Origin of the sequence: Streptomyces sp. NPDC048751 (assembly GCF_043198595.1) — a bacterium.
GTDB lineage: Bacteria > Actinomycetota > Actinomycetes > Streptomycetales > Streptomycetaceae > Streptomyces.
The window spans coordinates 704257-724631 of sequence record NZ_JBICUX010000002.1 but is presented as its reverse complement, the minus strand read 5'-3'; the positions used below and the strand labels follow the sequence as shown (position 1 = coordinate 724631).

Here is a 20375-nt window from a genome sequence, read left to right as displayed (position 1 = left end):
TGGGGAGGCCTCCGCGTGTGGGGCGCGGGTGTGGCCCTTGGTTCCGATGGTTTGATCAGTGAGGCCCGTGAATGGTTGCGCTCCCACTCACACAATTTTTATGTGCTCTGGCTCACATACGGTTTGCGGTGTTCGAGGAAGACCCAGTGAGACGTCGACGGGTCTGACGTACTCTCTGCTCCCACACCCAACTCGCAGAAGGGCGCCGGGCGTCGTGGCCGACAGATCGTCTGATGAGGGGTCCATACCCGACGAGGCGTGGGAGAAGTTCCTCCGGGACAGCGAAAGCGGGGCGGGGAGGGACGTTCCCAAGGAGCCCTCCGCGCGGGCGCGGCTCGTTGCTCAGCGGTTACGGGAGCAGGACGCGCGGGGTGAGGCCCCCGCGGGGTGGCGGACCGGGCCGGCGTCGCAGGAGCTGAACGGGCGGAAGGCCCGGCGCAAGAAGGCGTGGACGGTGGTCGGGGTGGTCGCCGCGATCGCGGTCGGCGTCGTGGCGCTCAAGCCGTCGCTGCTGCCCGGGGACCCGTTCGGCACCGGGGAGTCGGATGTCGCCGCGTCTCCGCTGCCCGCCGAGACCGCCGCCCCGACCGGCGCCCCCGCCGAGGCGCCGCCGCAGACCCCCACCCTCGACGCGCCGTTCGCCGGTTCCCCCGCCCTGCGCTGGGCCGACGGCGAGGCCGGGATCGTGCTGCCCAGGGCGACCGCGGTCGGAGGGGCTTCGAAGGCGCGCGTGGAGGAGGCGCTGAAGCTCACCAGGAAGCTGCTCGTCGCTGCCAACCTCGACCCCAAGGTCCTGCGCGGCGAACGCCCGGAAGCCGCGCTCGGCGTCCTCGACCCCAAGCAGCCCGAGTTGGTCGACGATCTGAACACGTCCCTGCGCTCGCCCAGCGAGAAGCACGATCCGCTGCGGATGTTCAGCCGGTTCGATCCCGACGAGGTCCGGCTCGTGGGTGACGTGGTCAAGACGCGTGGGCGCATCACCTTCGAGAAGGGCAAGCACAACGGCGTCGCCGTGCACGCCGACTACACCTTCGTCTACCCCGTCGTCCGCGCCGACGGCTCGACCGAGGTCACCCGCACCATCGTGCGCCGCGCCCTCGACGTCGAACTCTCCGACCCCGCCCACTACAACGCCACCCCCGGCCGGCTGGTCGTAGTGAAGTACAACGAGGAGGCCGGCAACTCCTCCTGCGACGTCCACGACGGCTACCTGCATCCGAACTTCCCGAGCGACGCGCCGACCAGCGCCCCGCCGAGCGGGCCGACGACCGACCCGTACGACCGCAGCAAGGAACTCGGCGCCGACGGGTGGGAGGACTGCGGGACGGTCTCCCGCGTCTGAGCCGGTCCGGCGCACGGGCAGAGCGAAGGGCCCCGCGAGACGGAACCGCGGGGCCCTTCTTTCGTCAGCACCAGCGTCAGGGCAGCGCCGGTGCCTCGGGAGCGGCGCCGGGGGGTTGCGCCGCTTGCCTCGCCCGCCTCGGTCGGCGCCCCGATGCGGTCGGGGCACGTGGGTGGTCTCGACCTCTGGCGGTCGGTCGGCATCGCAATGCGGATGTCCGCGAAGGGACTTGGGGGCTTTCTACGCATCGTGCTGGATGGACGCGGCCTCCGCAACCGTTTGACCCGGCCTAGATGCATTTTTGCATTTTTCCGCCGGTCGGCCCCGGGCGTCCCCGGAGCCGGCCGTTCTCTTGAGTGACCGGGCTGCTGTCCCCTGCCGTCCGGTCACTTTCCTGGAGCGAGGTCCCACAGCGCACGGCACGTTCCGCACGCCTCATCGCTCCAGCGAGCCACGCGTGGTTCTTTCGGGCCCGCCCCTGGCTGACACGGACACCCCGACCAACGAACCCGTCCGCGGTGCGGTCACGCTCCGTACGGGTGAGAACGGGGCCGAACTCAGATGCGACCCCGGCACAGCTCGAGCAGTGTCATCGCGACGGACGTGCCCGGCTTGCCCAGCGCCTCGCTGTAGTGGTTGAGGATCTCCATCTCGCGGGAGAGGTTCACGCGCCGGCCGCCGGAGGTGATCCGCGCGTCCTGGATGACGGCGGACACGGCCATCCGTTCCTGGATCAGCCCGATGATCCGGTCGTCCAGGGCGTCGATGCGCTCACGTGCGCCGGTGATCACGTCGGCGGCCTCGGCGGTGCGGGCGCCGGTGATGTCGTTGGCGGTCATGGCGGTCATGGGGGCTCCTCATCGGTTCGGTGATCGGTTCGGCGAGAGGTGCCCCGGAGCGGCAGGATCCGGAAAACGCCAGGCGCCCCGGACCTTGTCGGCCCGGGGCGCCTGGGAAGTCGCTTGTCAGTTGCTCAAGCAGCACGACCATGGCAGCCGGTGGGCCCGGTGCCATAGGTAAAGAGGAAGGTCGTGTGCGTGAGCATGGGGTCAGTATGCCGTGCCGCCGGGTGACGTCCAAGGCGGTTCACATCCTGAGACGCGGGGGTGACGTCGGCGACGGGACCGGCCGCACGCCCACTCGGTAGAATTGGCCAGCACAGAGACCCCGCCCCACCGCCGGAAGGCCCCCGTGTCATCAGCGACTCCCGCTGCCGCCGCCCCCGACACCGTCCTGGTCGTCGACTTCGGCGCGCAGTACGCCCAGCTCATCGCCCGTCGAGTCCGCGAGGCCCGGGTCTACAGCGAGATCGTGCCGAGCACCATGCCGGTCGCGGAGATGCTCGCCAAGAACCCGGCGGCGATCATCCTCTCCGGCGGCCCCTCGTCCGTGTACGAGGAGGGTGCCCCCCGCCTCGACCGCGAGCTCTTCGAGGCCGGCGTCCCCGTCTTCGGCATGTGCTACGGCTTCCAGCTGATGGCCACCGTCCTAGGCGGCACCGTCGACAACACCGGCGCCCGTGAGTACGGCCGTACGGACCTGCACGTCAGCAAGTCCGGCTCGACCCTCTTCGAGGGGACCCCGGGCGAGCAGGCCGTGTGGATGTCGCACGGCGACGCCTGCTCCGCCGCCCCCGAGGGCTTCACCGTCACCGCGTCCACGGACGTCGTCCCGGTCGCCGCCTTCGAGAACGACGAGAAGAAGCTCTACGGCGTCCAGTACCACCCCGAGGTGATGCACTCCACGCACGGACAGCAGGTGCTGGAGCACTTCCTGTACCGCGGTGCGGGCCTGACCCCCGACTGGACCACCGGCAACGTCATCGACGAGCAGGTCGCCGCGATCCGTGAGCAGGTCGGCGACAAGCGCGCCATCTGCGGCCTCTCCGGTGGCGTGGACTCCGCGGTCGCCGCCGCCCTCGTCCAGAAGGCCATCGGATCCCAGCTGACCTGCGTCTACGTCGACCACGGCCTGATGCGCAAGGGTGAGACCGAGCAGGTCGAGAAGGACTTCGTGGCCGCCACCGGCGTCCAGCTGAAGGTCGTCGACGCCGAGGAGCGGTTCCTCAAGGCGCTCGCCGGGGTCTCCGACCCCGAGGAGAAGCGGAAGATCATCGGACGCGAGTTCATCCGTGTCTTCGAGCAGGCCCAGGCGGAGATCATCGCGGACGAGGGTCCCGCGGTCGAGTTTCTCGTCCAGGGGACCCTGTACCCCGACGTGGTCGAGTCCGGTGGCGGTACCGGCACCGCCAACATCAAGTCCCACCACAACGTCGGCGGCCTCCCCGAGGACCTCGAGTTCCAGCTCATCGAGCCGCTGCGCAAGCTGTTCAAGGACGAGGTCCGGATGGTCGGCCAGGAGCTCGGCCTGCCCGAGGAGATCGTCCAGCGCCAGCCGTTCCCGGGCCCGGGCCTCGGCATCCGGATCGTCGGCGAGGTCACCAAGGAGCGGCTCGACCTGCTCCGTGAGGCCGACGCCATCGCCCGCGAGGAGCTGACGGCGGCCGGCCTCGACCGCGACATCTGGCAGTGCCCCGTGGTCCTGCTCGCGGATGTCCGCTCCGTCGGTGTCCAGGGCGACGGCCGCACCTACGGCCACCCGATCGTCCTGCGCCCGGTCTCCTCCGAGGACGCCATGACCGCCGACTGGTCGCGCCTGCCGTACGACGTCCTCGCACGCATCTCCACCCGGATCACCAACGAGGTCCGCGACGTCAACCGTGTCGTCCTCGACGTGACGTCGAAGCCGCCGGGCACCATCGAGTGGGAGTGATCCCACCGAGCCGGTTCATGTCCGCTTGAGAGTGCGCACCGGCTCTCCGGGCTTCCAGACCTGGGCGACCAGATACGTGTCGTCCTCGACGTAGGTCCGTACGACCTCCGTCAGCTCGGTGCGGAAGAGGTGGAACGGCTCCGGCGGTTCCACCTCTTTCACGTATCCGGACTTCACCGCCGGGTCCTCCACCTCGATCGCCCGCCCGCTGATCCGTACGTCCCCACCGCCCATGCCGGTGCCCTCGCCCGGGTTGGCCTGGAGGGCGAAGCGCGGGTCGCGGCGCAGGTCGAGCGCCTTGAGCGAGTCCGGCATCATGCCGAGCCACAGCTCACCGTGGAGGAACCGCACCTCCAGGCCGGAGGTGCGCGGTGAGCCGTCCCTGCGCAGGGTCGCCAGGACATGGTGGGTGAAGGCGCCGAAACGCTCCTCGACGAGCGCGGCGAGATCGGGTTCGGCGGTGACGAAGGTCGCCCAGTTCTCTGTCATACGGCGAGTCTCGCGCCGATACCCGACAGCTGCTGTCCGGTATCAGTGGCCTTCCACCCCGTACGGCACCGGCCGTACGAACCGCTCACGCCCCGACTCGTCCCGCACCTGCGTGCAGCCCGCCGCCGTGAGCTGTGTGGCCAGCTTGGCGCGCCGGGCCGCGTTGACGCGGAGGGCGAGCAGCAGGAACGCGGGCAGCAGCACGGCGAGCGGGAGCAGGACGACGTACTTGCCGGTCACCACCGCCAGGAACAGGAACAGCAGCGGGAAGGCCCAGGCCATGGTCAGCAGCTGCTTGCGGTTGGCGGCGGCGCCCAGACCGTCGTACCGGATGAGTGTCGTGATCAGGTCGACGTCCTTCTGCGCCTCCGGGACCGGAGTGATCGAACCCAGGTACATGCCGGGGACCGGGCGGCCGGGGCCCGGGTCGGGGAAGGCCGCCCAGTTGGCCGCCGCGCGCTGCCGCGCCCAGGGGCTCGGGTCGGGGACGAGATACACGTGCGCGATCTTGTGCTTGCCGACCAGGCGGACGTCCGCGTACCGGTAGCCGTAGCACTCGGCGATGTACGCGAGCGCGCCGAAGGTCGGCCACTCGGCGAACGGGTGCACGAGCTCGATGGTGTCCTGGGTCGCGATCTGCCGCATCAGAGCGGGGATGTGCCGGTCGGCGATGCTCACGGAAGCCTCCAGTGGCTGAAAAGTGTTGCTGAATATCGGATTCCGCACACCAGACCAGTGAGCCGGGGCAAGGGTTGCATGCACCCGGGCCGCGCTTGGGCGCGTCATCTTTACAAAAGACCCCTGCCCTTTTGGGCTGACCGACGGTAACTTCCGCCCCGTAAAGCAACCCCCGCAGGAGGACCTATGCAAGGGCCCACGCCGCCCCTCCCGCTGCCCACCGACCAGTTGCAGTTCGCGATGCCGCCGATGCACGACACGGTCGAGGACGAACGCCGACACCGCAAGGAGCGGCTGGCGGGCGCGCTGCGGATCTTCGGACGGCTCGGCTTCGAGGACGGGGTCTCGGGGCACATCACCGCGCGCGACCCGGAGTTCAGCGACTGCTTCTGGGTCAACCCCTTCGGGATGCCCTTCAAGCACGTCACCGTGAGTGATCTGGTGCTGGCCAACTCGGACGGGCAGGTCATCGACGGCCGCTACCACGTCAACCAGGCCGCGTTCACCGTACACAGCCAGGTGCACGCCGCCCGCCCCGACGTCGTCGCGGTCGCCCACTGCCACTCCGTGCACGGACGCGCCCTCTCCGCCCTCGGCGACCTGCTCGACCCGATCACCCAGGAGAGCTGCGCCTTCTACGAGGACCACGCCCTCTACGACTCCTACACCGGCGTCGCCGTCGACGCGCAGGAGGGCCGGCGCATCGCGGCCGCGCTCGGCTCCCGCAAGGCGCTCGTGCTGCGCAACCACGGGCTGCTCACCGTGGGGGACTCGGTGGACGCGGCGGCCTGGTGGTTCCTGTCCATGGAACGGTCCAGCCAGGTGCAGTTGACGGCGAGGGCCGCCGGGCGGCCGATCCTCATCGACCACAAGCTGGCGGTGGCGACCCGCGAACAGCTCGGCGGCGACCTGGTGGCCTGGATCAACTACCAGCCGCTGTGGCAGGACATCAGCCGGAGTGAACCCGATCTGCTCAGTTAGAGCCCTCTGAGCGCCGCCGCCTTCGTCATCGCTGACTCCTCGTTATCGAAGTTCGAGCGGCCCGGTCAATACGGCGGCCGAAGCCTCACCCGCACTGACCACACCTGCCGGACGCGACCCCCGGAACGTAGGGCACAATTCGCGTCATCGCAGGGGTGTGGCACGGGAGAAGAACGGCGGTGGCCGGAGGCTGCGCAGGGCCACCGGTCGTCCTGGTTCGTGGGGAAGGCGGGCGGCGGACGTGGCGGTCCAAGAGGCGAGACAGGGCGCGGACATGGGCGCGCACTCAGGTGGCTGCACCTGCGGGGACTGCCCGCACGGGGCACGCGCGGGACACCGGCGGGCCGTGGCCGAATTCCTGCTGAGACGGGACGAGTTCGCGGCCGGGCAAGGACTTCCCGCCGCCGTGGCCCACTCGGCCTCGGCCTCCCGCCAGTGGGTCTCGGAGGAACTGGCGCAGTCCGCGGAACTCGTCGCCGAGCGCGGCCGGGCCGAGGGCGCCGCCTGGCTGGCACGCCTGTGGGGCAGGACCGCGTTCACCGTGTGGGCGTCGGTCGTCCTGCTGCTCCTGGTCCAGGCGCTCACGGCGATCGGCGCGGGCTGGACCGCCGCGCGCACGGCCGGACTGCTCGCCGCGGTGCTCGTGGGCGGCGCGCTGACGGCCGCGTCCTGGTTCCACCGCGCCCGCGGCGGGGCGCTGGCCCCGGTCATCGGCGAGGACAACCGCCTGTCCACCTCGCGCGCGGTGGCCACGGCGTGGGTGCTGTTCGTTGCCTACGCGGTGCTCGTACTCGTCGGACAGCTGGCCGCCGCCTCCGGGAACGCCCGGCGGGACGCGCTGATCTCCGGGCTCGAACTCGCCCGCGGCGCCGGTGCCGTGACCGTCCTCGCGGTGGTGTGCGGGATCGCCGTACTGGTGCGGCGGGTGGTCGGGCTGCGGGTGCTCGGCCAGCGGCTGCAGAAGGTACGGGCGGACCGGCCACGCGCCGCCGACCTGCTCACCGACGACTCGGGCCGCGGCACCTTCGCCGACATCCAGTACGTCGTGATCAGCGCCGTCGCCCTCGCCTTCGCGGCGGTGCGCCTCGCCCGCCGCCCCGAGCAACTGCCCGACCTGCCCTGGGGGCTCGCGGTGGTCGTGCTGGTCTCGGCGGCCACCTACCTGGCGGGCAAGTACGCCGAGGGCGGCCGGCCCGTGATCCTCTCCGTGGTCCGGGCCCGCGAGGCCGGTGACCTCGACGCGCCGATCCGCACCGGCGACGACATCGAGATCCGGGGCGCCGGTTTCGTGCCGCCGGGCGCGCACGCCGCCGACCGGCTGTCCCGGATGGTCGTCCGCATCGGCCCCGTCAACGTCCACGTCCCACTCGTCCCGGTCACCGGCGGCTTCAGCAACCCGACCGACGCCGTCCTGACGGTGCCGGTCCCCGCGGACGTGGAGCCGGGGCGGGTGGAGGTGCAGGTGGTGACCGCCGCGGGGGTGGAGACGAACCGGTACACGATCGACGTGACGGAGTGACCGGGGAGACGTCCCGGCTGTCAAGAACCTGTCGGTGTGCACGAGAGGGGTGAGCGGGACCTCCCTTTCGTACGTATGGTCTGTTGAGGGGCCATGTCACGGCGGCGGAGAGGCGGCTAGGAGCCATGACTCACGGCATGCGTTCGGACACTCACACCCCCTATCTCGACAGTGGGCACAGCTGGCGGGACAACGCCACCCGCTACGCCCTGCTCCCACTCCGTGTCTTCCTCGGCGTCACCTTCATCTACGCCGGCCTGGACAAACTCACCGACGCCGCCTTCCTCAAGGACTCCGGTGCCGGATCCATCGGCGACACGATGCGCGCCGTCCGGGACTCCTCGGCCATCCCGGCCCTCGTCGACATGGCCCTGAAGAACCCCGTCGGCTTCGGCTACGCCATGGCCTTCGGGGAACTCGCCGTCGGCATCGGCACCCTGCTCGGACTCCTCACCCGCGTCGCCGCACTCGGCGGAGCATTGATCTCCCTCAGCCTGTGGCTGACCGTGAGCTGGGGCTCCGACCCGTACTACTACGGCAACGACCTCGCGTACCTCATGGCCTGGCTCCCCCTCGTCCTGGCAGGTGCTCCCTTCCTCTCCGTGGACGCCATGCTGCGGAGGCGACGGCGGGGCGGCGGGTACCGGTAGGCCGCGGGCCCGCCGCTCACACGGGCCCCGTCGGCCGGGCTGACGACGGCTCAGCGGCGGGGGAACGGCGGCGTCGGCGTATCCCGCGGGTGAGGAAGGCGACCGCGCCCGCCAGACAGAGACCGCCCGTGACGATCGGGATGACCGCGAACCACGGAGTGTCCCAGAGGCCGCCCGCGTCCCCGGCGTAGAGGACGCCGGCCAGGGTGAGGAACGCACCGGCGACCAGCCTTCCGGGCTGGAACTCATGACGCAGCACGGCTCACCTCCGCCTGTCCCACGCCGACCCGGAGATCCAGGTCGAGCGTGCCGGTGCCCTTGCCGCCCGAGGCCGGCGCCAGGGTCACCTCCTTGTACCTGCCCGGCTTCACGTCCACGTCCTTCTTGTCGTCACCCGGCAACTGGACGTCCCCCAGGCCCACATCGATGTTCAGCCGCACCGTCACGTCCGGCGGCACGATCACCCGCAGCCGGCCCACGCCCACCTCGGCCCGGGCGGTCACGGTCTGGCCCTTGGCCGGGTCCAGCCGGGACAGGTCCAGGATGCCGACGCCGGTACCGAGGTCGTACTTGTGCCGCACGTCCGCCACCGCGGCGGGCCGCCATGTCTCACGTATCCACTGGGTGCCGACGTCCTTGGGCAGCGCGGCCGAAGCGGCGAGCAGCCCCGCCGTCACGACCGCCAGGAACACCGACCCGGCTCCCATGCGCCCGAGGAAAGCGCTGACGGCCATGCCCACCCCGAAGACCACGAGCGCGAGGGACAACCCCGTCTGCAAGCTGGTACCGAGCGGATGGTCGTCCCAGGTCAGCCGGGTGCCTAGGGCACCGGCGAGCACGGCGAGCAGGAAGACCCAGCCGCCGATCCAGCGGGGGCCGCGCGGCTTCGGCCGGGGCCTGGCACGCAACGCGTCCCTGTCCGCGCGGCCGCGTCCGTCGGTGCCGCGGCCGATGTTGACGGCCGCTGCGATGTCGCGGTCGGCGGAGTCGCGGGGACCCCAGAGATAGCCGGTGCCTCCGACGTGTGTGCCGTCCTTGACGATGGGCTCGCGCCACCAGGAGGGGTAGGCCGAGGGGACCGGCGGTGCCTGCGCCTCCGGGGGAGCGTCGGCCGCGGCCTGGGCGGCCAGCGGGTCGGGGTCGGGCGCGCCGCGTCGCGGCGACCAGTATCCGGCGCCCGCGAGGAGCAGGGAGAGGACGACGGAGAAGGCCAGCACGCCGCCGTTCTTCAACATGGACAGGAAGACCCCGCAGCCGACCAGCGCGAACAGCACGGCCGCCAGCGCCTGCCCGTCCACCCGGCCGGTGAGGAGCTTGCGCACCTCGTTCTGGTCCTCGCGTGCGTACGGCACGAAGAGCCAGGCGAAGCCGTAGAAGATGAGGCCGATGCCGCCGGTCGCGGAGAGCACCGCGAGCGTGATCCGGAAGATCACCGGGTCCATGTCGCACTGCCGCCCGAGCCCCGAGCACACCCCGGCGATCATCTTGTGCTGCCGGTCACGGCGGAACCGGTGCGGGGCGTCGGCTTCCTCGACCGCCTGTTCACCGGCTCCACCGGCACCCTGTTCACCGGCGGCGCTGCGGGGCGTCTCGCCGGGTGCCTTTCCGGGGGCGGGGCGCGCGTGGGGCGTGGCACCCTCGTCGGGCACCGCGTCCGCGGCGTGCTGGTGATCGGTCATGCGTCCATGGTGACGGGCGAGGCGCTTCGGCGGCAGTCGGAACGACCCTGGTCGGACCCTGATATCGCCCCTGAGCCGACGCGGGGGAACCGTTCGACGGCCACGCCGTTCGACCCGCCGCCCAAGCGGGCCGTCACCCCGGGCGTCAACGGCTCCGCACAGCTCACGAGGGCTCGGACGCGGGGTCAAGGGGTGCTGGACGGCGTGGGGGAGCCGGCGCGGGCGCAGGCGTAGGGCAGGGGCTTGCAGAGCACGTCGGGTATCGCCGCGGGCGCGAGGACACCGATGAGCACGAAGGCCACCATGGCCAGCGCGATGACGGCGGTGAGGACGAGGACCCCTTTCTGCCGGCGGGCGGCCCGCTCGGCGGCCTTCTTGCCGGGGATCTCAGGGGCGGCCCGCTTGGCGGGCGCCCGAGGTACGGGCGCGGGCCCGGGACGAGCGGGTGCGGTGTCATCGGTGCCGGACGGCCTGGACGGGGTGGGGAGCCGCTGCACGGGTTGCGGAGTGTTCGTCCTCGCCGGCACAGGACGGTCGCCGCCGTTCGTGGAGGTGGTCCGACGCTCGTCCCGCCGCACGCCCGTGGCTTCCGTCCCGAAGGCCGGAGGCACCGGGGGGAAGGGAGGTGAGGGGGGTGAGGGGGGTGGCGGGGGTGTGCTCGCGGGCACCGGTCGGGTCTGCGCGGCCTGCCCGCGACCGCTCAGCGGCGCGTCGGGGCGCAGCCGTGCCAGCGGCGGGATGTCGTCCGGGTCGGAGTCGAGGTCCTGGAGGAGTCGGGCGACGAGGCCCAGGACCCGGAAGTCGGAGCTGTGCGAGAGGACGTCGAACGCCTCCGAGGTGTTGGGGTCGGCGAAATCGCCCATGCCCAGCAGCAGCCGCTCGTCCTCCGGTTCCCGCAGCTCCGTCCACAGGTCCGGGTCGTGGGCCAGGGCGAGAAGGCTGAGTTGGATGACACGGGCGGGGAAACGGTCCATACGAGGGCCGAACAGGTCCACCGCCCGCGGATGCTGGTAGTGGCGGTGGCCCCCCTCGGGCCGTGCGGCACCGGCCAGGTCGGGCACGTACATGGCGTCGTAGTCCACGAGCCGCACCCGGCGGCCGGCGGAGACCAGGACGTTGCCGTGCTGGAGGTCGCCGTGGGCGATGCCGAGTTCCTCCAGGCGCAGCACGACATCGGTGAAGTCACTGGCCAGCTTGCGCAGGTACGTGCTGTTGTGCACGTTCTGGTCGATCCAGTCGATCAGCCCGGGGGCACGGATCCACGTCATCTTGGTGACCGGCCAGCGGTTCTCGCCGACCCGGATTCCCTCGGGCAGGAACTGCACGGGGACGTACCAGCGGTCGGTGTCCGGATCGACGTCGGCGAGCCTCGCGCAGATGCTCCGGTAGCGCTCCGGCCGGATGTCCGAGGCCCGCGTGAAGCACTTGACGCCCCACTCGCGCTGCCCGCTCTCGGAGACCAGGTGGTAGACACCGCCGAAGTTGCCGCTGCTCGCCATCGGACCCAGCAGGACGTCACCGGTGACCCGCGCCGTCCGGAGGTCGGCGTCGTCGGGAAAACACAACTGAGGGTGTTGCAGGGCGGTGCTGTAGTCACCGAGGGTGGGAAAGCGGCCGAAGCCCGCGGGGTCAGGGGTGGTCATCGTCGGTCTCCTCCCGGATACCGCGGAGGGGTGCCGTGTCGGGGTCCCCGGGTTCGGCGCCGAGGACGGCGGCCATGAGGGTCACGTCGTCGTTGCGGAGCACGCCTTCCGCACGCAACTGCGTGATCACGTGCGCGAACCGCGCGTCGTCGCCCCGAGCCAACCTCGTCAGCTGTTCCCACGGAGACGTTCCCGCCTCCTGACTGAACAGCGCCCAGGCCGCCAGCGCGTCACTCGCCAGGAAGAAGACGTCGCCCGGCAACGCCCAGCCGCCCGCCAGGGTGACCCGCCCGGCACCTCCCGGGCCGAGGGCCTCCAGACTGTGGACCAGGGCCGGGGTCCTGCCGAACGCGCCACTGGTGGTCAGCGGGAAGGCCGTGACCAGTGTGCCGTCGCGCACCTGGAACAGCTCGCAGTCCCCGACGGCCGCCGCTTTCCACATCCAGGAGACCACCGGTCCGCCGTCGCCGGGTACGGGCGTCAGGGCGACCGCCAGCACGGCGGCGGCCGCGCCGTCCGTGAGCCGGCGCGGCTCCCAGTAGTGCAGGGGACGGCCCAGCTCCCGGACGTAGGAGCGCAGCCAGGCGGGCCATCCGTCGGCCAGTGACGTCACCACGGCGCGGAACGCGTGCGGGTCCGACAGCGTGCGCAGTGGGCACGCGCAGAGTTCCTTGACGAGCATCCGGGCCCATTCCCCCGACAGCGCGGACTCGGTGGCGCCGTCGGCGACCGCGAGACGCTCGGTGCGGGCGGCGGCGCCCGCCGGTCCTGTGCGGTCGCCCTGCGCGGTGGCGTAGGCGGCGTCTTCGTACTCGTCCGGCGTGTTGCCCGCCTTGTGCAGTCGCCGGACGGTGACGTCCCAGGTCACCGCACCGCGGAGCCGGGCGCCGGCGCGACATGGCGGGTGCCGATGTCCAGCAGCTTGATCACGTCGACGGCGTTGCCGTTGAACACCAGGCCCCGGCTGCCGTACCGGACCGGGACGTTCAGTGATCCCGCGGTCTCCCGCATGCTGTCCGGCAGTTCGCTGGACATCGCGAACAGCAGCTTGCCCTCGAGCGGCAACTCGTCGGGGGCCTGCGGATACAGCATGGGATCGAGCGGAGTTGAGGTCACGTGCGCGTTGAAGAGCAGTACTTGGCCGTCCTGGGTCGACAGGGACCGCACCCGCTCGGCGGGCTCGACCGGTGACTCCCCGGTGGCCAGACCGTCCGTCAGATTGACCACGATCGGAGGAAAACTGCGCGGATGCTCGTCCACCCACTCCGACAGCAGGTCATGGGCGTAGTCCAGGGCGGCGGTCATGTCGGTCCGGCCGGCGGCTGTCGTCTCCACCCACACCGGGAACCTCACCGGCACGTCGATCACGCCCCCGGCCCCGTCCGACTGGGTCCGCGTCCGCTCCTCGACCCGGGCAGGATTGTCGCGCAACTCGCTGATGGTCACGATGTCCTTGTCCGCGAGCGGGCCGCAGAACAGTGAGCGGACGGTGTCGTTGTAGCCGATGATCGAGATGTCGTAGTAGTTCTTGACCTTCGACTGGGCGCTCGGGCTGGCCCGTTGCACGAGTTCGAAGACCAGCCGGTTCAGGGCGTCGGCGACCTCCTCGGACTTGGGGCGGGTGCCCCCGAAGAAGGGCGAGTCCATGGAGCCCGACTGGTCTATGAGCAGGACCACGTACGTCGGGTGAGCGCTGTTGATCTCCGCCTCGTACGGCATGCTGTCTCTTTTCCGCTCTGTGGATGGTCGTGTGCAGGGGGTGTCGGGTGTGCGGCTGGGGTGGACGGGCGGGCTGCGGCCCGTGCCACGCGGGCGTCCGGGGCCTCAGCCGACGCGGTTGAAGAGGACGGTCAGGGCCGCGTCTATCTCCGGGTCGATGCGCAGGGCACCCTGTGGCCCGCCGGTCCCGTCCCGCACGGCCACCGCGTAGAGGTGGCAGTCGGACGAGCCGGTGAACACCAGGCCGCCCCGCGCGCGGGGACCGCACCGGCCGATCCGGCCCCCCACGCGCCACGACCACAGCCTGCGCCCGCTCCCTTCGGCGACGGCCCACAGGTGCCGGTCACGGGTGGCCACGAAGACCATGCCGGGGCCCCGGGCCAACGGGCTGGTCACGGCGGTGGGCAGGGCGACGACGGACAGCAGGTGCCCCGATACCGGGTCGTGGACCCAGACCGCGCCTTCGGCGCCCTGCGAGCCGCCCACGTACAGGGCACCGCCCGCGACCAGTGGCGGCCCGGTGAGCACGCCGTCGGTCGAACGGGTCCACAGGACCTCTCCCGATGTGGCGTCGCAGGCGTACACCCGGCCGTCCGGGGTGCCGCCGACCAACAGGTCGCCGGCCAGTGCGATGCCGCACCCGTTGAGGTCACCGAGTTCGGGCCGGGACCACAGGACGCTGCCGTCGGCGGCCAACCGGTGCAGACCGGTCACGGTGGGCATCCACAGGCATCCCGGCCCCGGAAGCGCGCTGGAGGCCAGCACGTCCGCGGGCACGCCGGGAACGGCGACCGTGCGCGAGGACAGGTCGCGGAGGTCCACCGTCTGCAGGGTGCCGCCGATCCCGCCGAGCCAGACACGGTCGTCGACCACGGCGGGCGCGGAGCCCAGCGGGTCGTCGATGGGCGCCGACCACTCCACTTGGCCGTCGTCCGCGCGCAGGCTGTACAGGACGCCGTTCCGTGCCGCCAGCAGGATGCGGTTCCGGTACGGCACCGGGCGTGCCTGGCAAGGCCCCCCGGCCCGGAACTCCCACAGAGGGGTGCCGCTGTGGCCCTCCAGAGCGCGCAGTACGCCCTCGCCGCGGTCGGTGCCCGCGACGTAGAGGACGTCGCTCGCGTACGCCAACGGGGCGTCGGGCAGGAAGCCGAGGTCTGTCGTCCATCCGCTGGGCCGGGGCGCTCGTGCCGATGGGGCGGCGCCCGGGACCATGGTTCGCTGCCCGTGCCCGGCGGCGTGGTGGGCGCCGTGCACGGCATCGGCCGGGTCCGTGACAGCCGCCGGCAGCTCGGTGTTCGGCGCCGGCTCGTCGGGTGGCGGGGTGACGTCGGGCAGGGACGCGACGTGGGGCGCCGGCTGGGCGAAGTGATCGACCATGGCCGACGCAGCCTCTGGCGCCGTCGGCACCGGTGCGGGGGCGGTGAGCGGAATTTCCTCCGCCGCGGACAGCTCGCCGGGGCCCTGCCCGGCGGGTTGCGGGACGTCGGCGTACGGCACGTCGGCAGGGTCGGGCGGCAGGGTGCCGCAGTCGTTCGTCCGCCGGCTCGGGGCGGCGTTGGCCGCGGGCGGGTTCGCCGGTGCCGTGGCAGCCGGCAGGGTGGTGCGCGTGGCGCCGAACGTGGTGACGGTGGCGATGGAGGCGCGGCCGGCGGCCGTCGTCCGGACCATCCGGCTCGTCCACTTCGCGAGCGCCGTGTGAGGCTTGACGCCCGTTTCCCGGAGGCCGGCCGAGGCCCGGAGCGCGACCTGTTGAGGCGACGGCCTGCGCCGAGCACGATCACGGGTGCAGTCGTCCACAAGTCTGCCGAGAGTTTTGGCACCGGCTTCGGAAGCCGAGCTCATGGTGTTCAGCAGGATCTTCCCGAGCGCGTACACGTCGGCCGCGGTCCCGCCCCACTCGCCCCGGAACTCGATCTCGGGCGCCACATAGACGAGGCCGAAGCACGGATGACTCAGCACGCCCCCGGTGAGGCTCTGCGTCCGAGGGGCCCGGCTCAGTGGTCCGATCAGGGAGTGATCGGTCAGCAGTGGCCCGCTCGCCGTGCACAGGATCGTGGAGGGATCGAGCGCGCCGTGACTACGTTTGTCCTCAGCCAGTGCCCACAGCACCTTCGCGACCGACTCCGCCAGCCACAGGGAGAGCGGCACGGACAGCCGGCCGGTATGGCTCACCATCTTGTGCAGCGTGGGCGCGGCCACGAAATCCGTCACCAGACAGAAGCCGTCGGGGCTCAGGTCACCGGGGGGCAGGACACCGCGCACGGCGACGGCTCCCGGCACCCGGGTGTCCCGGGCGTGAACGGCCGCCTGTTCCAGGAGGAACGGGCTCGCCGGATGGGCCGTCCAGCGTGCGTCGACCCGCGTGACGGCCACGGGCGTGCCGTCGTCCGCCCGCCCCTTGAAGGTCTCGCCGAGCAGTCCCTGCCGCAACGACGTTCCCAACCGGTTGCGGACCGTCGCGGTCGGCATGCCCGCCGAGTCGGCCTCCGCCCCGGGCGGCGCTGCCTTCCTGGCCCGGCGGCCCGGCGCGAACCTCACGGGCACGGATCCTGGACGAGCACGTGGGTGCGGCCGGCCCCGACCTCGACGGCGTGCACGCGGCCGTCGGCCGAGCCCACGTAGACCAGACCGTCCGCCACGGCGACCGCGGAGTCTATGGGACCGTCCGCTTCGAACCAGGGCCAGTGACGGCCGGTGTGGCCCTGTACGACGTGCACCACGCCGTCCTGGCCCGCCACGTAGACGCACTGGCCGTGCGGTGTCGGCGTCGCCCGTATCGCGGCGCCGACCGGGTACCGGTGCAGGACCTTGGCGTCGGTCAGGGACAGGGCGTACAGCCCGCCGTCGCTACAGCCCACCCACACCAGCTCGCCCTGGACGGCGGGGGAGGCGATGACCCGGCCCTCGGTCCGGAAGCGCCAGCGCTGGGTCCCGCTCGCGGCGTCGAAGGCGTACACATGGCGGTCCCCGCTGCCCACCAGGACGGTGTCGCCCGCGACCACGGGTCCGCCCTGCAGTTCCCCGCCGGTCGGTGCCCGCCACAGCCGTGTGCCGTCGGTGGCGTCGAAGGCGTACAGGTAGTGGTCCCATGCCGCCGCGTAGACGGTGCCCGGTTGTTCGCGGACGGCCGGTGCCCCGAGGACGGCCCGGCTGCCCGCGCTCGCCCGCCAGCGCACTCGGCCGGACCCGGGCTCCAGCACCGTCACCACACCCTCGCGGTCGCCCAGACAGATCAGGGATTCCGTCGCCGAGGGCGTCGAGGGCGCGGTGTTGCCGGTGCTGTGCCGCCACAGCGTGGCGCCCGTGCCTAGGTCCAGCGCGTAGACGGCGCGGTCGGCGCAGGGGACGATCACGGTTTCGCCGACCGCGGCCAGGGTGCATTCGACCCGGGCACCCACCGCGCGGGTCCACACGGGTCTCCCCCCGGCGCAGTCCAGCGCCTGCACGGTGCCGTCGAGCGCGGCCACCAGGAGCCGGCCCCGGTGCGGCAGCGGCGTGGCGTAGTAGGTCGGGCCGGGCAGCCGGTGGGACCAGCGCGGCGCGATGCGGGTCGCCGCCAGGGGACCGGTCGGGGGCGGGGGCAGGGGCGGGGTGGGCTTCGTCGGCGGCCGGTGCGGCGGGGGACCGGCCGGTAAATCCGCGGGTGCCTGCGGCACGAGTACGTTCTCGTAGCGCCGCAGCACCTCCTGGGCGCCCTCCGGCAGCCATGCGAGAGCACCGAGACCGGTCACCGTCCGCCCGATGCCGAGGCCCTGCGCGGCCAGGGCGAGGCGATCGGCCCGATCCATCAGGGCACGGGCGGAGATCCGGCGGGACGCGTCCTGGACCATGCAGATGTCGACGAGTTCGCGGACGTCGGCGGGCAGTTCCGCCATGTCCGGCGAGCCGTCCGGCCGGCGGGCGACCATCACGCCGTTGTCGCTCAGCGGCAGGTCCTCGCCCGTCACGGCGAAGGCCAGCACGCCACCGAGCGCGTACACGTCGGTGGCCCCGCCGACACCTCGGTTGCGGACCTGCTCGGGTGACACGTAACCCGCCGTGCCTCTCGGCGTTGTCAGGCTGCCGGACGGCCGGGTGATGTCCCGGACCAGCCCGAAGTCGATCATGCTGGGACCGTCGGGGGTGACGAGGACGTTGGAGGGCTTCAGATCACGGTGCACCAGGCGCAGCTCGTTCAGTCTGACGAGGATCCGGGCCAGTTCCCGGACCAGCGCCATGGCCGCCGGCACCGGGAGCGGCCCGGACTCCTTCACCAGGTCCTTCAGGGTGGGCGCCTTGACGTAGTCGATGGCGAGCCAGGGCCGGAGTCCGTCGAGGCTGTAGTCCTGCACCGCGGGTGTGCAGTGGCCGCCGAGTTTCCGGCAGGCGACGACCTCACGTGCGAACCTCTCGCGGAACTCCGCGTCCAGGACGTGGTCGGCCTTGATCGTCTTGATCGCGGCGGGCCGCCCGCCGTGCGCGAGTTCGCCCAGGTAGACGCGGCCCATGCCGCCCTGCCCGATCACGGCACGCAGACGGTAGTCCCCGATCCAGCGTGGGTCCTGGGCGCCCAGGGCCTGAAGGACATTCGGGGCTGCAGACGTCGCCATGACCGAAACCGCCTATGTGCTCGATACCGACAGATGCATGCCGTCTCAGTCAAAGACGTTGATAATCATGGAAGTTGGGCAGATGGCACGATAGCTCACCCGAATATCCACGATCAATCGAAAGTGCTTATTTTCCCCTTGTGCGGATTTCGTCGACCACGACGACGGGTGCGCCAACCCGCTCCGGGACTTTCCCCTCCTGCACGGACCCCTTAGGGGGCGACCCCTGATGCTCCGGGCCGCCGCCCGTGTGAACATCGGTGACATGCCGGAAGCCGCAGTGCCCCTCGCCGAACCGCGGCCCCCGCGCAAGCTCTACCGAAGCAGCGACGGACGCTGGCTGGGCGGGGTGGCGCGAGGGCTCGCCGGGCATCTCGGCCTGCCCGTGATCTGGGTGCGGCTCGTCTTCGTCGGCCTGTTCATGGCGGACGGTCTGGGCGCCCTGTTGTACGGGGCGTTCTGGTTCTTCGTGCCGCTCGGTGTCGGCGGTGTCGGCGGCCAGAAACCCCCGTCGCTCGTCAGCGCCGAGACCTCGCCCGACGGCCGCCGCAGGCTCGTCGCGCGCAAGCCGGACAAGGGGCAGATCGTCGCCCTGCTGCTCATGGTCGTCGTGGCGATGGTCTTCGTCGGCAGCGTCAACCTGAGCAGCGGCGCCAAGGTGTATCTGCTGCCCGCGGTCCTCGTCGGCGCGGGCGTCGCCCTCGTCTGGCGCCAGGCGGACAACGCCCGGCGGGCCCGCTGGGTCGAGGTCGGCAGCCGCCGCCGCACCCTCACGCTGCTGCGCGCGGGCGGCGGTGTCCTCCTCGTCACCGCCGGTGTCTCCGGCATCTTCGTCCTGCAGGGCTCCGCCGCCCACCTCGGCTCGGTCCTGCAAGCGGCCCTCGCCGTCCTCGTCGGGATAACCCTCCTCGCCGGGCCGTATCTCGTCCGCATGACGCAGGACCTCTCCGAGGAGCGCCTGATGCGCATCCGCGCCCAGGAGCGCGCCGAGGTCGCCGCCCACGTCCACGACTCGGTGCTGCACACCCTGACCCTGATCCAGCGCAACGCGGAGAACGCGGGCGAGGTGCGCCGCCTCGCCCGCGCCCAGGAGCGCGACCTGCGCACCTGGCTCTACAAGCCTGAGGGCACCGGCAAGGACGAAGCCGACGAACCGACCACCCTCGCCGACGCGGTCCGGCGCAACGCCGCGGAGGTCGAGGACAAGCACGGCGTCCCCATCGAGGTCGTCGTCGTGGGCGACTGCCCACTCGACGAAGGGACCAGCGCACAGATGCAGGCCGCGCGCGAGGCGATGGTGAACGCCGCCAAGTACGGTGGCGAGGGCGGCGCCGTGCAGGTCTACGCGGAAGTCGAGGGCAGGACGGTCTTCGTGTCCGTCCGGGACCGGGGCCCGGGCTTCGACCTCGATTCGATACCCGCCGACCGCATGGGCGTTAGAGAATCGATCATCGGCCGCATGGAACGCAACGGCGGCACGGCGCGGCTGCGCGCGGTGCCCGACGGCGGCACGGAGGTCGAGCTGGAGATGGAGAGGGCGGAGAAGACGTCATGAGCGACCCGACCGAGCAGAACACCACGGTGGGAGCGGGGGAGGCGGCCGAGCCCGAGCAGTCCACGGCCGGCGCGGGCGGACGCCATGTGCGCGTGGTCCTCGTCGACGACCACCGCATGTTCCGTACCGGCGTACAGGCCGAGATCGGCCAGACCGCGCAGACCGGCGTCGAGGTCGTCGGTGAGGCGGCGGACGTGGACCAGGCGGTCACGGTCATCACCGCGACCCGGCCCGAGGTGGTCCTCCTCGACGTCCACCTCCCGGGCGGCGGCGGGGTCGAGGTGCTGCGCCGCTGCGCCCCGTTGATGGCCGACGCCGAGCGGCCCGTACGGTTCCTCGCCCTGTCCGTCTCGGACGCGGCGGAGGACGTGATCGGGGTGATCCGCGGTGGCGCGCGGGGCTACGTCACGAAGACGATCACGGGTACCGACCTCGTCGCCTCCATCTTCCGGGTCCAGGAGGGCGACGCGGTCTTCTCCCCGCGCCTCGCCGGGTTCGTCCTGGACGCCTTCGCCTCCACCGACGCCCCGCCGGTCGACGAGGACCTCGACCGCCTCACCCAGCGCGAGCGCGAGGTGCTGCGGCTGATCGCCCGGGGGTACGCGTACAAGGAGATCGCCAAGCAGCTGTTCATCTCCGTGAAGACGGTCGAGTCCCACGTCTCGGCGGTCCTCAGGAAGCTCCAGCTGTCCAACCGGCACGAACTGACGCGCTGGGCGACGGCCCGGCGCCTGGTCTGACCCGCGTCACAGCACCCGC

Annotated in this window: 17 protein-coding genes; 7 read left to right on the top strand and 10 right to left on the bottom strand. The window is 71.7% G+C overall.

Translation table 11 applies throughout. The annotated features are described in order from the left end of the window. The first annotated feature begins 214 nt into the window (after window positions 1-214). On the top strand, window positions 215-1342 hold the full coding sequence (locus ACGFNV_RS10245; protein ID WP_393621060.1) for a hypothetical protein: 1128 nt from the start codon (window positions 215-217) through the stop codon (window positions 1340-1342). A 557-nt stretch (window positions 1343-1899) separates the two neighbouring features. Here the strand turns inward: ACGFNV_RS10245 and ACGFNV_RS10240 are convergent. Next, on the bottom strand, window positions 1900-2181 hold the full coding sequence (locus ACGFNV_RS10240) for a chorismate mutase (RefSeq protein WP_393621492.1): 282 nt from the start codon (window positions 2179-2181) through the stop codon (window positions 1900-1902). Window positions 2182-2533: 352 nt separating this feature from the next. Here ACGFNV_RS10240 and guaA point away from each other — a divergent pair, with 352 nt between their 5' ends. Beyond that, window positions 2534-4114: a glutamine-hydrolyzing GMP synthase gene (gene guaA, locus ACGFNV_RS10235; RefSeq protein WP_393621058.1), complete on the top strand. Its 1581-nt coding sequence runs from the start codon at window positions 2534-2536 to the stop codon at window positions 4112-4114. A gap of 15 nt (window positions 4115-4129) precedes the next feature. Here guaA and ACGFNV_RS10230 read toward each other — a convergent pair whose 3' ends face one another. Both ACGFNV_RS10230 and ACGFNV_RS10225 read right to left on the bottom strand, forming a co-directional pair. Further along, entirely contained in the window at window positions 4130-4603 is a 474-nt protein-coding gene (locus ACGFNV_RS10230; RefSeq protein ID WP_393621056.1) for a pyridoxamine 5'-phosphate oxidase family protein, read from the bottom strand. Window positions 4604-4645: 42 nt separating this feature from the next. Beyond that, entirely contained in the window at window positions 4646-5281 is a 636-nt protein-coding gene (locus ACGFNV_RS10225) for a hypothetical protein (protein ID WP_393621054.1), read from the bottom strand. Between the two features lie 186 nt (window positions 5282-5467). Here ACGFNV_RS10225 and ACGFNV_RS10220 point away from each other — a divergent pair, with 186 nt between their 5' ends. The 3 genes from ACGFNV_RS10220 (at window position 5468) to ACGFNV_RS10210 (ending at window position 8431) form a co-directional block, all read left to right on the top strand. Continuing rightward, the gene (locus ACGFNV_RS10220) at window positions 5468-6262 is read left to right on the top strand and encodes a class II aldolase/adducin family protein (RefSeq protein ID WP_393621052.1); all 795 of its coding nucleotides are present in this window, start codon (window positions 5468-5470) and stop codon (window positions 6260-6262) included. Window positions 6263-6503: 241 nt separating this feature from the next. Continuing rightward, a complete protein-coding gene (locus ACGFNV_RS10215; RefSeq protein WP_393621050.1) occupies window positions 6504-7781 on the top strand; it encodes a hypothetical protein in 1278 nt (425 codons plus the stop codon). A gap of 125 nt (window positions 7782-7906) precedes the next feature. Continuing rightward, complete coding sequence (locus tag ACGFNV_RS10210; protein WP_393621048.1) at window positions 7907-8431, top strand: DoxX family protein; 525 nt, start codon at window positions 7907-7909, stop codon at window positions 8429-8431. A 16-nt stretch (window positions 8432-8447) separates the two neighbouring features. Here the strand turns inward: ACGFNV_RS10210 and ACGFNV_RS10205 are convergent, their stop codons facing one another. The 7 genes from ACGFNV_RS10205 to ACGFNV_RS10175 form a co-directional block, all read right to left on the bottom strand. Beyond that, the gene (locus ACGFNV_RS10205; RefSeq protein WP_393621046.1) at window positions 8448-8690 is read right to left on the bottom strand and encodes a hypothetical protein; all 243 of its coding nucleotides are present in this window, start codon (window positions 8688-8690) and stop codon (window positions 8448-8450) included. Beyond that, window positions 8677-10110 (bottom strand): PspC domain-containing protein, encoded by a 1434-nt coding sequence (locus ACGFNV_RS10200; protein ID WP_393621044.1) that lies wholly within the window; start codon window positions 10108-10110, stop codon window positions 8677-8679. Before ACGFNV_RS10200 ends, ACGFNV_RS10205 begins: the two co-directional genes overlap by 14 nt. A gap of 185 nt (window positions 10111-10295) precedes the next feature. After that, window positions 10296-11753, bottom strand: coding sequence for a hypothetical protein (locus ACGFNV_RS10195; protein ID WP_393621042.1), 1458 nt, complete (start codon window positions 11751-11753; stop codon window positions 10296-10298). After that, window positions 11740-12621 carry a hypothetical protein gene (locus tag ACGFNV_RS10190; protein WP_393621040.1) on the bottom strand — a complete coding sequence of 294 codons (882 nt, stop codon included), beginning with the start codon at window positions 12619-12621 and terminating at the stop codon, window positions 11740-11742. Before ACGFNV_RS10190 ends, ACGFNV_RS10195 begins: the two co-directional genes overlap by 14 nt. Next, complete coding sequence (locus ACGFNV_RS10185; protein ID WP_393621038.1) at window positions 12618-13472, bottom strand: VWA domain-containing protein; 855 nt, start codon at window positions 13470-13472, stop codon at window positions 12618-12620. The genes ACGFNV_RS10190 and ACGFNV_RS10185 overlap by 4 nt, the downstream gene beginning before the upstream one ends. Before the next feature lie 105 nt (window positions 13473-13577). Then, window positions 13578-16010 (bottom strand): PQQ-binding-like beta-propeller repeat protein, encoded by a 2433-nt coding sequence (locus ACGFNV_RS10180; RefSeq protein ID WP_393621037.1) that lies wholly within the window; start codon window positions 16008-16010, stop codon window positions 13578-13580. Next, entirely contained in the window at window positions 16007-18061 is a 2055-nt protein-coding gene (locus tag ACGFNV_RS10175) for a PQQ-binding-like beta-propeller repeat protein (RefSeq protein WP_393621035.1), read from the bottom strand. The genes ACGFNV_RS10180 and ACGFNV_RS10175 overlap by 4 nt, the downstream gene beginning before the upstream one ends. 265 nt (window positions 18062-18326) lie before the next feature. Here ACGFNV_RS10175 and ACGFNV_RS10170 point away from each other — a divergent pair, with 265 nt between their 5' ends. Both ACGFNV_RS10170 and ACGFNV_RS10165 read left to right on the top strand, forming a co-directional pair. After that, the gene (locus ACGFNV_RS10170; protein ID WP_393621033.1) at window positions 18327-19616 is read left to right on the top strand and encodes a PspC domain-containing protein; all 1290 of its coding nucleotides are present in this window, start codon (window positions 18327-18329) and stop codon (window positions 19614-19616) included. After that, the gene (locus ACGFNV_RS10165) at window positions 19613-20356 is read left to right on the top strand and encodes a LuxR C-terminal-related transcriptional regulator (RefSeq protein WP_393621031.1); all 744 of its coding nucleotides are present in this window, start codon (window positions 19613-19615) and stop codon (window positions 20354-20356) included. Before ACGFNV_RS10170 ends, ACGFNV_RS10165 begins: the two co-directional genes overlap by 4 nt. Window positions 20357-20375: the final 19 nt, after the last annotated feature.

What these genes read in the sequence shown, in the direction of transcription:
- ACGFNV_RS10240 (WP_393621492.1), bottom strand. Translation starts at nt 2,181, where the DNA reads ATGACCGCCAACGACATCACCGGCGCCCGCACCGCCGAGGCCGCCGAC.
- ACGFNV_RS10230 (WP_393621056.1), bottom strand. Translation starts at nt 4,603, where the DNA reads ATGACAGAGAACTGGGCGACCTTCGTCACCGCCGAACCCGATCTCGCC.
- ACGFNV_RS10220 (WP_393621052.1), top strand. Translation starts at nt 5,468, where the DNA reads ATGCAAGGGCCCACGCCGCCCCTCCCGCTGCCCACCGACCAGTTGCAG.
- ACGFNV_RS10210 (WP_393621048.1), top strand. Translation starts at nt 7,907, where the DNA reads ATGACTCACGGCATGCGTTCGGACACTCACACCCCCTATCTCGACAGT.
- ACGFNV_RS10200 (WP_393621044.1), bottom strand. Translation starts at nt 10,110, where the DNA reads ATGACCGATCACCAGCACGCCGCGGACGCGGTGCCCGACGAGGGTGCC.
- ACGFNV_RS10195 (WP_393621042.1), bottom strand. Translation starts at nt 11,753, where the DNA reads ATGACCACCCCTGACCCCGCGGGCTTCGGCCGCTTTCCCACCCTCGGT.
- ACGFNV_RS10185 (WP_393621038.1), bottom strand. Translation starts at nt 13,472, where the DNA reads ATGCCGTACGAGGCGGAGATCAACAGCGCTCACCCGACGTACGTGGTC.
- ACGFNV_RS10175 (WP_393621035.1), bottom strand. Translation starts at nt 18,061, where the DNA reads ATGGCGACGTCTGCAGCCCCGAATGTCCTTCAGGCCCTGGGCGCCCAG.
- ACGFNV_RS10170 (WP_393621033.1), top strand. Translation starts at nt 18,327, where the DNA reads ATGCCGGAAGCCGCAGTGCCCCTCGCCGAACCGCGGCCCCCGCGCAAG.
- ACGFNV_RS10165 (WP_393621031.1), top strand. Translation starts at nt 19,613, where the DNA reads ATGAGCGACCCGACCGAGCAGAACACCACGGTGGGAGCGGGGGAGGCG.